Source organism: Silicimonas algicola (genome assembly GCF_003148765.1).
Taxonomy (GTDB): Bacteria; Pseudomonadota; Alphaproteobacteria; order Rhodobacterales; family Rhodobacteraceae; genus Silicimonas; species Silicimonas algicola.
Genome location: NZ_QGGV01000014.1, coordinates 21,894 through 34,589 on the forward strand (window position 1 = coordinate 21,894; position 12,696 = coordinate 34,589).

Annotated in this window: 12 protein-coding genes; all 12 read left to right on the top strand. The window is 55.9% G+C overall.

The window, feature by feature from the left end:
• Positions 1-230 precede the first annotated feature (230 nt).
• The 12 genes from C8D95_RS20590 to C8D95_RS20645 all read left to right on the top strand — a co-directional run bounded on the left by C8D95_RS20590 (position 231) and on the right by C8D95_RS20645 (position 12,608).
• Positions 231-1,082 carry an ABC transporter permease gene (locus C8D95_RS20590; protein ID WP_109761085.1) on the top strand — a complete coding sequence of 284 codons (852 nt, stop codon included), beginning with the start codon at positions 231-233 and terminating at the stop codon, positions 1,080-1,082.
• The gene (locus C8D95_RS20595; RefSeq protein WP_109761086.1) at positions 1,082-2,335 is read left to right on the top strand and encodes an ABC transporter ATP-binding protein; all 1,254 of its coding nucleotides are present in this window, start codon (positions 1,082-1,084) and stop codon (positions 2,333-2,335) included. The genes C8D95_RS20590 and C8D95_RS20595 overlap by 1 nt, the downstream gene beginning before the upstream one ends.
• Before the next feature lie 310 nt (positions 2,336-2,645).
• Positions 2,646-3,368, top strand: a complete 723-nt coding sequence (locus C8D95_RS20600; protein ID WP_109761087.1) for an FkbM family methyltransferase — start codon at positions 2,646-2,648, stop codon at positions 3,366-3,368.
• A gap of 229 nt (positions 3,369-3,597) precedes the next feature.
• The gene (locus tag C8D95_RS21825) at positions 3,598-4,170 is read left to right on the top strand and encodes a hypothetical protein (protein WP_126918516.1); all 573 of its coding nucleotides are present in this window, start codon (positions 3,598-3,600) and stop codon (positions 4,168-4,170) included.
• Positions 4,171-4,392: 222 nt separating this feature from the next.
• On the top strand, positions 4,393-5,202 hold the full coding sequence (locus C8D95_RS20610; RefSeq protein ID WP_126918515.1) for an FkbM family methyltransferase: 810 nt from the start codon (positions 4,393-4,395) through the stop codon (positions 5,200-5,202).
• A 114-nt stretch (positions 5,203-5,316) separates the two neighbouring features.
• Positions 5,317-7,152: an asparagine synthase (glutamine-hydrolyzing) gene (gene asnB / locus C8D95_RS20615; protein ID WP_109761090.1), complete on the top strand. Its 1,836-nt coding sequence runs from the start codon at positions 5,317-5,319 to the stop codon at positions 7,150-7,152.
• A 75-nt stretch (positions 7,153-7,227) separates the two neighbouring features.
• Positions 7,228-7,794 (top strand): class I SAM-dependent methyltransferase, encoded by a 567-nt coding sequence (locus tag C8D95_RS20620; protein WP_109761091.1) that lies wholly within the window; start codon positions 7,228-7,230, stop codon positions 7,792-7,794.
• A gap of 33 nt (positions 7,795-7,827) precedes the next feature.
• Complete coding sequence (locus C8D95_RS20625) at positions 7,828-8,958, top strand: glycosyltransferase family 4 protein (RefSeq protein ID WP_109761092.1); 1,131 nt, start codon at positions 7,828-7,830, stop codon at positions 8,956-8,958.
• 165 nt (positions 8,959-9,123) lie between these two features.
• A complete protein-coding gene (locus tag C8D95_RS20630) occupies positions 9,124-10,086 on the top strand; it encodes a glycosyltransferase family 2 protein (RefSeq protein WP_206508446.1) in 963 nt (320 codons plus the stop codon).
• A 207-nt stretch (positions 10,087-10,293) separates the two neighbouring features.
• On the top strand, positions 10,294-10,668 hold the full coding sequence (locus tag C8D95_RS23000; protein ID WP_428842853.1) for an acyltransferase: 375 nt from the start codon (positions 10,294-10,296) through the stop codon (positions 10,666-10,668).
• Positions 10,658-11,554: an alpha-1,2-fucosyltransferase gene (locus C8D95_RS20640; protein ID WP_109761095.1), complete on the top strand. Its 897-nt coding sequence runs from the start codon at positions 10,658-10,660 to the stop codon at positions 11,552-11,554. The genes C8D95_RS23000 and C8D95_RS20640 overlap by 11 nt, the downstream gene beginning before the upstream one ends.
• Before the next feature lie 13 nt (positions 11,555-11,567).
• Positions 11,568-12,608 (top strand): glycosyltransferase, encoded by a 1,041-nt coding sequence (locus tag C8D95_RS20645; RefSeq protein WP_126918512.1) that lies wholly within the window; start codon positions 11,568-11,570, stop codon positions 12,606-12,608.
• Positions 12,609-12,696: the final 88 nt, after the last annotated feature.

The following is a 12,696-nucleotide window of genomic DNA, read 5'->3' on the forward strand; positions in this document are numbered from 1 at the left end:
GCCATCCCTGGGGTACCTTTTCGTCACCGCCTCAAAGGTACCCTCCATCGTCGTTCGAAGGGTACGCCAGACCCTCTGTGCGACGGGTACCTCGATGCAAGGGTACCACGCTCCTCCTGCAGTGGTCCCATGCAGACTGAAGTCTTGACCCAAACAGACGTTCCTCGGCGCCATTCACCCTCCCCTGTGAGGACCTTGCCCTAACGGCTCACGACCTCCCTTGAGAAGACATGACTGACATCTCCGAACATAAATCACAGTCGCCTCGCCTCGTGCTCGAGGCGGGACGCGCGGAGGCGCAGTACTGGCGCGATCTGTGGCACTACCGCGAGCTCTTCGCGATCCTCGCCTGGCGCGACGTCTCCGTGCGCTACAAGCAAACGGTGATCGGTGTCCTCTGGGCGGTGATCCGACCGTTTCTCACCATGATCGTCTTCACCGTCATCTTCGGGCGAGTGGCGCAGCTGCCCTCTGAGGGAGACGCGCCCTACCCGGTCATGGTCTTTGCAGGCATGCTGCCGTGGTTCCTGTTTTCGTCCATCCTGAGCGAGTCCTCCAACAGCCTTGTCATGAATTCGGCGCTGGTCGGAAAGGTCTACTTCCCGCGCCTTGTCATCCCCTCGGCGGCGGCCGTGGTGTCGCTGGTGGATTTCGCGATCAGCTTCGCCATGATGATCCTCCTGATGATCGCGCTCTGGTTCCTGCCCGATTGGCGCGTGCTGTTCCTGCCATTCTTCATCCTGCTTGCTGTCGCCGCCGCTCTCGGCCCGGCGCTGCTCTTCTGCGCCATGAACGTCAAGTACCGCGACTTTCGCTACATCATCCCCTTCATCGTCCAGTTTGGTCTCTACGTCTCGCCCGTCGGCTTTTCCAGCGCGAACATCCCCGACGCGTGGCGGTTCATCTATGGCCTCAACCCCATGGTCGGCGTGATCGACGGCTTCCGCTGGTGCCTTCTGGGGGGCGAAGCCACCCTTCACACGCCAAGCTTCGTCCTCAGCCTTGGCGTGATCGCAGTCTTCCTCTGGTACGGCATCCACGTTTTCCGCCGCACTGAAAGAACCTTTGCAGACCTGATCTGATGAGCGACGTGGTTATCCGTGCCGAAGGCCTCGGGAAGAAATACGTGATCGGTCACGAGTCGGCCGAACGCTACACCGCCTTGCGCGACGTGCTTGCCCAGCAGGCGCGCAGGTTGGTTCGCTCGGCGCGTGACATGGCTGCCGGGCGCGCGCTGATCGCCGGGGATGAACGCGAGGAGTTCTGGGCACTCAGGGACGTCAATTTCGAAATCAAGCGGGGCGAGGTCGTCGGCATCATCGGCCGGAACGGTGCTGGGAAGTCGACACTGCTGAAGGTCCTGTCGCGCATCACGGAACCCAGTGAGGGACGTGTTACCATCGACGGGCGGGTGGCGAGCCTGCTGGAGGTTGGCACCGGCTTCCATCCAGAACTCACGGGGCGGGAGAACATCTTCCTGAACGGCGCGATCCTCGGCATGACGCGGGCCGAGATCCGGCGGAAGTTCGACGAGATCGTTGCCTTCGCTGGGGTGGAAAAATTCCTCGACACCCCGGTGAAGCGGTATTCGAGCGGCATGTATGTGCGCTTGGCATTCTCGGTCGCGGCTCATTTGGAGCCCGAAATCCTGGTTGTAGACGAGGTGCTGGCGGTCGGCGACGCCGAGTTCCAGAAGAAGTGCGTCGGCAAGATGCAGGACGTGGCGAGCGAAGGCCGTACCGTGGTGTTCGTGAGCCACAACATGGCCGCAGTGAAGTCGTTGTGCCCCAAAGCAATGTATCTGAACGGCGGCACAGGGCAGGGAACAGAAGAAACGGAGAAAGCAGTTCAGAACTATCTGAAAAGCATACCAACAGGCCCAAGGAAAATCGAAGAATTTTCAAGATTTAGTAACGACTACGTTGAATTGCATTCAATTGAATTGGCCGATGACAAATTTGCCGTTTCTGGCAGGCTTCTTAAGTGGCACCCGGCACTTACGTTTTCCGCGATTGTTGCAGCCAACGATGAAACGGAGCTTTTTTGGACAACCAACCGCGATGCAGGGCCCACGTTGGGGCGCGATATGGAAGGCGAAGATTTTAGTTTGATATTAGAAATTCCATACAATCTTCTCAACACCGGGAGGTACAAGCTGTTCTTTGTACTTTTTATACACAATCAAGAGTGGATAGTAAAAAAAGGGGATTTGGCCCACTTTACGATAGAGAAGGAATTCAATCATCATTTAGTTCATGACTTTTCGAGTAGGCCCGGAGCACTAGCGCCGGTTTTAGGTTGGAAAACTTATCGAGCATCTCTACCATGCGCGTGATGCTGACACTGCCCGAAACCACACGAAAGAGGCTCCCAAAATCTTTCTGGCGCACTGAAGAACGGAGGTGTGGGGGCGCGGCGCTGGGAGCTCACGGCCCGATCCGCCTGACTTCCTGCGTTGCTGCGCAAACGTACACCGCTCGGGAAGGAACGCGATTGATCGACCCGAAAAATCAGGTAACGGTGACGTATGAACTCATTCCACTTCGGGAGTGTCAGGTCAATCGGCAGACCACTTGGGGAACGTCCGCTGATATAGCCTCCGACGCCCGTGCGATACGTATGCGGCCTTAAGCAAACACAGCATCATGACGCGCTTTCCATTCATACCAGAGACTATCCGGCAAACGCTGCGCAAGATAGAACTTGATATGCGCGACCGGATGACACCGAAGCATTTGCGCTTCCTGAAGACGTGCCGCACGCTCGTCCACATTGGGGCCAACACCGGTCAGGAACGCCACTTATACAACCGTCTAGGCCTCGACGTGCTGTGGATCGAGCCGATTCCAAACGTCTACGAGGCACTGGTACGCAATCTGGCCGATTTTCCGCACCAGCAAGCGTTCCAAGGCCTGATCTCTGCAGAGGACGGGCACGCGGTCGCGTTCAACGTCGCCAGTAACGAGGGTGCGTCATCGTCCATGCTCGAATTCGGCCTGCACCGGGATATCTGGCCTGAAGTCGGCTACATTGAGCAACTGGCCTTGACCACAATGCGCCTCGACACTGCAGTAAAGGCGGCCGGCTGGGATACTCGTCGTATCGACGCGCTGCTGCTTGACACGCAAGGCGCCGAACTCTTGGTTCTACAGGGAGCCGACCGTGTGCTCGACACAGTAAAATTCATCCTGACTGAGGCTGCGGACTTCGAAGCCTACAAGGACGGCGCGACAGTCGCTGACCTAGAGGCATTCCTCGTCCCGCAAGGCTTTTCACTTCTAAGGTCATTCGAGTTCGCCGAACACCCAGCCGGCGGCAAGTATTACGATGTCCTTTTCGGACGTGGACGATCGCCCGTTAATTACTAAAGTCTTGTATGCAGCAGTTGCCTAGATATATTACCGAACTCACGGATATATCCGTGCAGGAAAGACTCTCTTGCTAAGCGCCCTATCAGACATATTGTTAGGCAAAATCCGCACCGGCGCCTTTCGCTATCGTCGTCGACCTTGGCTGGGTAGGGCTTGGGGTGGTCCGCTTAATGGGCAGGGGTGGCGCTGTAAATTGGTAGCCGAGATCATTATTCGGACTGAGCCCGTGGCGATTGTGGAGACAGGAACTTTTCTCGGAACCAGTACGGAATGGTTCTGCAGTTTCCAAGCACCTGTGTGGTCGTGCGAGGCATCGGAAAGCTACTTTGGCTTTTCTCGGCAGCGACTTAAATCGGTTCCCAACGCCAACTTAGTACTTGCAGATAGTCGTACCGCGCTTCGAGAGGTACTGGATGGTCCGCTCAAATCGGCAGTGCACAACACCATCCTGTTTTACTTGGACGCACACTGGGAGGACGATTTGCCCTTGGCGGATGAGATTGATATCATTTTCGCCGCCTGCCCGCGCGCAGTCGTGCTGATCGACGATTTCGAGGTGCCGGGAGATACGGGATATTCTTATGACGATTATGGACCAGGCAAGGCCTTAACTGCAGAATATGTTGCACCGAGTCTCGATAAGTTCGGGCTCGTCATCATGTATCCGAAGGTCTCGTCTGATTTAGAGACGGGTGCAAAGAGGGGCTGTGCCGTGCTCACAAGAAAAGCGATGGTACACAACATCCTTGGGGCGGTCAGCCTGTTAAGATCGCCTATAGACGCGGATTTGAAAGCTTAATGATGGTTCACAACCACTGTCTGAGTACCACAAGGTCATCGGCTGTCCATCGCTTCCAAGGCAGGATTTCGGTCCCTGAAGGCAAAAGGGCGATAGCGTCGGTTCTTGGGCTTGGCGTCGTCGGTGCTTCGCAGGCTGTATCTTCATGACCGGCAGCCTTCAGGAGTCCCCTTGGATGCGCATAAAGATGTCCTGTAGACCCACCATGGCGGGGTGCGCCGCTTGGGTCTGAACCAGATAATTCGGTTCATCCTCAGTCATCCGATGAACCGTGGACGGCCGGTGGCATCGCTGGCCCGCTTCGCTGCCTGGCAGGTGCGCAGTCGCCTGCAGGACGAGGTGATTGTTGACTGGATCAGTGGGGCCAAACTCGCGGTGCGACGCGGCATGTCCGGTGCGACCGGCAATATCTATTGCGGCCTGCACGAATATGTCGATATGCGATTTGTCCTTGACATCCTGCAACCGGAAGACCTTTTCGTCGATGTCGGAGCCAATATCGGGAGTTATACGATTCTGGCGGCAAAGGTCTGTAACGCGCGCGTAATTGCAGTGGAACCTGATCCCGGCACGTCAAGAGCTCTGCGTCGCAATATTGCGATCAATGGCATCGCTGGCAGCGTTCACGTGGTCGAGGCAGCGCTCGGTGCGTCTGGAGGGAGAGTGTCCTTTACTGTAGGGCTCGACACGGTCAATCGTGTGGCCCAGACAGGCGACCTTAACACCCGCGAGGTAGCGCTCAGAACGCTGGACGAGGTTCTTGACGGAGAAGTTCCGCGCATCATCAAGATCGACGTCGAGGGTTTCGAGGCCGAAGTCCTCAAGGGCGCATCGGCAACACTCCACGACGATAGACTTAAAGCAATCATTACGGAGACCCTCGACCAGGATGTCGAGGCGCTACTGACCCGTGCTGGCTTCGAAAGAGCCTTCTATGATCCGGAAACTCGGATCGTAGGACACGTTCCAGTGGTCCGATCAGCGAATGCGTTGATGGTCCGTCCCTCTTTGTACAACGCGCCCCGCCAATGATCTGTACGCAGTTTGCGAGGCCTAGTGTCAACACCAGGCAGTCACCAGACCTAGCATTCAGCGATCGCCGGATGAATTTCCTCTTTCTCGGACAATCGACGAGATCAGCCTGACATGTGCGGGATTAACGGTATCTTCGCCTATCACTATGCGGCCAATCCTGTCGACCGCGCGGAATTGATCTGCACACGTGATTACATGGCCGCGCGAGGCCCCGACGCAACTGGCGTCTGGCTGGCCGAGGACGGCCGCATCGGTTTCGGTCATAGGCGTCTAGCAATCATCGACCTGACCGAAGGCGGTGCCCAGCCGATGGCAAACGCAGACGGATCGCTCGTCGTGACGTTCAACGGCGAGATCTACAATTACCGAGAGATTCGCCTTGGCCTCGAGTCAAAAGGTCACGTCTTTCGCAGCAACTCGGACACCGAGGTTCTTCTTCACCTGTACGCCGCCAAGGGTGAGGCAATGGTTCATGACCTGCGCGGCATGTTCGCTTTCGCAATCTGGGATGCGCGACGCGGTATGACGTTTATGGCGCGCGACCCTTACGGCATCAAGCCGCTCTACTATGCGGATGATGGCTGGACGCTGCGCTTTGCTTCGTCGGTCAAGGCCTTAATATCCGGCGGCAAAGTATCGACGGATCCCGAACCTGCCGGTTGGGCCGGGTTCTACCTGTTCGGCAGCGTCCCGGAGCCCTTCACCACGTATCAAGAAGTGCGCGCGCTTCCTGCTGGTTCAACCCTACGTGTGGATGCGCAGGGTCCGCGCGTGCCGCAACCCTATTTCTCGGTCGCCGCTATCTACGCGCAGCAGAACGGCGAGTGGGCGGGGTCAGCCAGCGGGCGTGATGCCCAGGAACAGGCGCGCACCGCACTCCTCGACAGCGTCCGCGCTCATCTTGTAGCCGACGTCCCAGTCGGCGCATTCCTGTCCGCCGGGATCGATTCCGGGGCGCTGGTGGGCCTGATGCGCGATGCGGGACAGACCGATATCACTACTGTGACGCTTGCGTTTGACGAATTCGAGGGCCGCCACGACGATGAGGCGCCTCTTGCGGCAGAGGTCGCCCGCTACTACGGCACGCACCATCACAGGCGGTTGGTGACGGAACGTGAGTTTCACCAGGACCTGCCGGGCATCCTGGACGCGATGGATCAACCCAGCATTGACGGCCTCAATACCTGGTTTGTCAGCAAGGCTGCTAGCGAATTGGGCCTCAAGGTCGCGATTTCCGGGCTTGGCGGCGATGAATTGTTCGGTGGCTATCCGTCTTTCCGCGATATCCCTCGTTGGCACCGTCTGCTGGCGGTCCCGTCGCGCCTGCCGTTCCTAGGCGATATAGCTCGTCTTGCATTGACGGCCGGGCGTCCCTTGTGGCCCGGGCTGAACCCCAAGACCGCAGGCCTCTTGAAATATGGCGGCACCTATGCCGGAGGCTATATGTTGCGGCGCGGCCTGTTCATGCCGTGGGAGCTGGACACGGTGATGGACCCCCCAATGGCGCGCGAAGGTTTGCAGCGCCTTAAACCGCTGGCCTATATCCGCGAAGCTCTGGATCCTATGCCAGAGTCAAGCTTTGCGAGAGTAGCGGCGCTCGAAGCCTCGCTCTACATGCGCAACCAGCTGCTCCGTGACACAGACTGGGCCAGTATGGCCCACTCTCTGGAGGTCCGGGTACCACTCGTCGACAGCTACTTGCTGGCGGCACTAAACCCAGCGCTGCATACGACAGGCGGCCTTGACACCAAGTTCATGCTCGCGATGAGCCCCGCAAAGCCCTTGCCGGACAAAGTCATCCACCGCCCCAAGACCGGGTTCACGACGCCTATCGCGTCATGGCTGCAGCGGGGGCGGCGGTTCCAGAAATGGAAAAAGAAGTCAGTCTTGACCGATGCTCATTGTCCATGGGCTAGGCGTTGGGCCTACAGCGTGGCGGTCGCTTGAATTCTATTATTCGAAATACTGCAAACCAGGTAATGGAGTAGGCAAGTGAGCGCTGCCGGACAATCGTTTATCCATATGCTCCGCTTCTGCATCGGCATCGATAGAGCGGAAACGCAAACAACTCAAGCTGAGAGAGATTGTTTAGCGCTTCACGCGAGAGGAAAGCTCCGAGCCATGGAGATAGGTGTTTTTGAGGCGGTAACGACGATCGTAATAGCAAATAACCTCCCACGTAATGCAGAATTTTTTGGAGTAGACCCTTTCTTTAAGGGTCGCTTTGGGGTTTGCTGGGGGAAGTACATCGCTAAACTGAACCTATGGAGATCAGGAGTGGCCTCACGTGTTAAAATATTTGAAGGGTTGAGTTGGGATGCTGCTAAATGTATTGATGGCGATTTTGATTTCTTATTCATAGATGGAGATCATTCTCTTGATTCCATAAGGAAAGACTACTCTCTATTTAGTGATAGGATACAAGTTAACGGCATACTGGCCCTTCACGATACGTCAGTTCCAGATCGCGATCCAAGTGTCGCTTCACTTGGATCGTTCATTTATTTCCGAGACCATATATCAAAGGATGAGCGTTTTGAAATTGCTGAAACCGTCGATTCCCTAAACGTTCTTAGAAGAGTAAGCTGAATTACATCTCATAGCCAAGATGCTAGCGTGAATATGTTCCAAGGGCGCAAAATTGTTGTTTTCTCGATCGTTACCGACGCATTTGGCGGATTCGGCGGCATAGCGCAGTACAACCGGGATTTTCTACAGGCGCTTGCAGCGAGCCGACAGGTCGAGCGGATCACCGTGCTGCCGCGCTTTGGAAATGTGCCGGGCACCGATCCCGTGCCGAAGGTGGAGCAACTGCCGGCTGTGCATGGCCGCATTGCGTACGCACTGCAATCGTTAGTTAACCTTCGTCGAGTTGGTCACGTTGATCTTATTTTTTGTGGCCATGTCTTTATGATGCCGGTCGCAGTCCTTCTCGCCCGTTTGGCCGGTGCCGCGCTGTGGCTGCAGGTTCATGGCATCGATGCCTGGCAGCGACCGTCGCGTCTTTTACGATGGTCAGTGCGGCAAGCCGATCTGGTCACCGCCGTCAGCCGACATACGCGCCGGCGCTTCCTGTCCTGGGCCGAGATCGCCCCTGAAAAGGTCAAGGTCCTGCCGAACACAATCAATGACAAATTTTGCCCCGGACCAAAATCAACGGCGCTGCTTGATCGCTACGGCCTTCGTGGCAAGAAAGTGCTGCTGACCATTTCCCGCCTTGCGGCGTCCGAGCGCTATAAGGGACATGACCGAGTGATCCAAGCCATGTCAGGCTTACTCGCCGAACATCCGGAGACGCGCTACTTGATTGCCGGAGATGGTGACGACCGTCCGCGCCTCGAAGAATTGGCCCGACGCAACGGAGTAGCCGAACATGTTATTTTTGCGGGTCAGGTTCCTGAGGAAGAGTTGGTGGATCAATTTCGCTTGGCCGACGTGTTCGTCATGCCAAGCATCGGCGAAGGGTTTGGCATCGTGTTCCTGCAGGCGGCCGCCTGCGGACTTCAAGTCATCGCCGGAAATCGTGATGGCAGTGTCGATGCGTTGGCTGAGGGTGTCCTTGGGCGCCTCATCGATCCGCTCGACGAAAACGCGCTTGCAGATGCCTTGCAGGATGCATTGAATGCTCCGAATCTGCCCTCCCCCGAAGCTGTGCGCCGGCTCTGTCCTGAACGTTTCGGGGAGGCGGTGAGTAGTCTTGTCCAGCATGTCTGTTTGAAAAGCGATGCAAACGACATCCACTGTCAGACGTGATTGCCGCCTCAGGAACAGCATTTACTCGACTAAGGGCATCCGTATGTGTGCCAACTGAACGGAGTACGCGTCTGAGTTGGTTTCAGACCTTCGAATAGAATGGCTCACGAGCGGCGCGGCTCAATTTGGCAACAATGGCGAGCGCCAATGGATGGAAATAGCTAAGTGAAAGGTATATTGACAATGCGCTGCCCGACTCTTGCTGAACTGCCGCCGCCGCCAGAGGGCCGGACAGGTTGGCCCTGGACCACCGAGAGCCCACAACTTCCCGACACTATGCCAGACGGCGGAGCGTGGCCACGCATCTCCATTGTCACGCCAAGCTACAACCAAGGCCAATTCATCGAAGAGACCATCCGCTCCGTCCTACTGCAGGGCTATCCGAACCTCGAATACATTATCATAGATGGCGGTAGCACCGACGGAGCGGTGGATATAATCAAGAAATACAAGCTCTGGCTGACCTATTGGGTCAGCGAAAGGGATCGGGGTCAGAGCCACGCAATCAACAAGGGCTTCGAATGGGCGAGTGGTGCGTTGTACAATTGGCAAAACTCAGATGATATACTATTTGTCAGCGCCTTATCCAGCGCAGCAGCTATCTTCGTGAAACATAATGCTCAATTGATATGTGGCCGTCGAATTATCCGGACCATGACCGGTTCTGCCCAACATGTTGACCCTGCGCTTAACAGAGACTGGTGGAATTACAAGCTGCGACGCGGAATCATTGCAACGGATGCGTCATTTTTCTCTGCCGCTCTTCATTCACAAATTGGCGCTCTTGATGAGCGCATGCACTATCAATTTGATGTCGATTACTTCACCCGCGCCCTGAACTGCGTTGAGCGCATCACTATTACAGAACAAATTTTTTCTCTGCTAATGTCGCACGCAGATCAAAAGACAAGACAGACACAGCGTTCTGACGAATACGAGATAACTAAACTCAGAACCCCTCCTGCGAGTGATAATTTGTTGTTACGACTGCTGCAAAGGGTAGCGCGCACCAGGTTCCACAATTTTGTACTAGTGGTCGCGCTTCCCTTTCTTGCAAAAGCTAAGCCAAAGATTACTTACATTAGCTTCGATTGGCTTACGGGCCGTGATATAGTGACAGAGATTTGATGCAAGTCGATCGGCTCGCGTGTCTCATTCCTTAATAGTGATGAAGACGCGATGTTCCTTGGCCTAGCGCTTAATAAGGTGGACAGAGCCATCAGACAGACGATGCTTCGCTCCTATGGCGCGAAGATCGGTAGGAGCGTACAGACGTATGGGCATTTTTTTAGAGGTGTGCCCCACGGCCTTGAATTGGGTGATGGCGTTCGGATCATGAAGGGAGCATTGCTAAGCGTGGACAATATAGCTAGCAGTCTAACAATAGGTAGAGATTGTTACATAAACCGAAACACTACCATTGATTGTCATGTCGGTATACACGTTGGGGAACGGGTTGCCATCGGACCCAACGTCTATATCGGCGATTTCGATCATGGACCGATGGCAGGTTCGGGTCGGTCTATGTATGGCCGCAAGGGTGAAGTTATTATCGAAGAGGACGTGTGGATCGGCGCCAATGCGACCATTCTAAGAGGCGTCACCATTGGCGTTGGGGCTACTGTTGGGGCAGGTTCGGTGGTCACCAAGAACGTTGACGCTGGAGACATGGTGGCAGGCAACCCCGCTCGACGCATTCATGACAGCTAGTGCGACATCAGCATATAGGACCATGCCAAGTCTTAAGCAGATTAAACTCATAGCGGCCGGGGGACTTGGCAACCAACTGTTCCAGTATGCTGCTGCGCGATCAATTGCACTTAGAGCAGATGCTGAGCTTGCAATCGATACCCGTCACTATGCGTCCCAGGCCCAAGATGGGCCAATGCGCTTCTGCATCGACACCTACCCTATCCAGGCGAGGATCGTAGGATATCCGGCCGGCCTGTGGGGGCCAAACTCCATCGTGAGAAGAGTGACACGAAGACTGATCACCGAGCGTCCCGGCCGCAAGTACGTTGAGCCACGACTTGGCTTCTGCGACTCCGCTCTATCTATAAGGAATAGCATGATCATTAGTGGCTGGTTTCACTCGGAAAAGTACTTTGTCGAACATGCGGACTTGATCCGAAAAGAACTGGACTTGGGAATGCTTGCCTCACGCCAGGTCGAGGGCAATCGAACAGAACTTGACGGAATGATCTCTGTGCATGTTCGCAGGGGGGACTATCTATCGCTTAAAGAGTTTCAAATGAAAGATCCGCATGCGTATTATTCTCGCGCAATGCGATACATGAAGAGCCAATTTCCTGATGCACGCTTTGTGATATTTTCCGATGACGTAACTTGGTGTCGTAAGCAACCCTTATTTGAAAGGTGCGAGTTTTTCGAATCCCTTCTCCCTAGCGATCATCGCTACGACTTGTACGCTATGAGTCAATGTAGCCATCACATTGTGGCGAACAGCAGCTTCAGCTGGTGGGGCGCTTGGTGGAACTGGCGTCCTGACAAGATTGTGATTGCGCCAGAATACTGGTTCGGCGAAAAATCGTCCCGCGATTTTGATATCGTACCTGACCATTGGATTGTAATGTAGGCAATGTTAGACCGTGCGTATAGCCCTCACCGTCGATCCTGAAATTCCCGTTCCGCCTGTGAGCTACGGCGGGATCGAACGCATTGTCGATATGCTCGCGCAGAGCCTAGTCGCGCGCGGACACGAGGTAACGCTATTCGCCCATGCCAAGTCGATCTGCCCAGTCGAGCTGGTAGGTTGGCGCGGAGCGAGCAGCGTCAGCAAACTCGATTCTATAAGGAACTGTGCAACGCTGGCGCCCAAGGTGTTCGCCGGACGTTTCGACCTCGTCCATTCCTTCTCGCGCTTAGCCTACCTAACCCCGCTGCTTCCCCTGCCGATCCCCAAGCTGATGACCTATCAGCGCGCGATCACTTCGAAATCGGTGTGGTTCGGTCACAAGCTTGCGCGCGGTACGTTAGAATTTTCGGCAATCAGCGAGTGGATGGTCGAAGGAATAAAGCACATCGGCAAATGGCATTTCGTGCCAAACGGTGTGCCGCTCGACGTCTACGATTTCCGCTCGGAGATTGCACCAGATGCCCCCTTGGTGTTCCTCGGCCGCATCGAGGAGATTAAAGGCCCGCATCTTGCGATCGAGATTGCCAGGCGGACGAATTCGAAGTTGGTCATAGCCGGCAACGTCCCCGCCGAACATAAGAAATGGTACGAGCATCACGTCGCTCCGCATATCGACGGCGCACAAATCACCTATGTCGGTCCCGTCAATGATGCGCAGAAGAATGAATTGCTCGGCCGCGCCCGCGCCTTATTGATGCCAATCCTGTGGGAAGAGCCATTCGGCATCGTCATGACCGAGGCGATGGCTTGTGGAACACCGGTGATAGGAACGCGGCGCGGCGCCGTGCCCGAGGTGGTCAAGGACGGCGTTACCGGCTTCGTAGGCGAAACGGTCGATGAACTTGTGGAGGCGCTGGCGCGTCTGCCAACCCTCGACCGCGCCTGCTGTCGACGCGAAGTGGAGGTGCGCTACTCCAACGATGCAGTGGTTGAAGCCTATCTCGCCATCTATCGAGCGCTGCTGGCGAAGCGAGTTTCTGGAGGCGGCCGCTGACCGAAGCTACACCAAGGCTCCTGGCTAGTGAGCTTTTGCGTCCCAGGGCAGAACGACGCTCTTGCGGCTGTTGCCTGGTTGTCTCGTC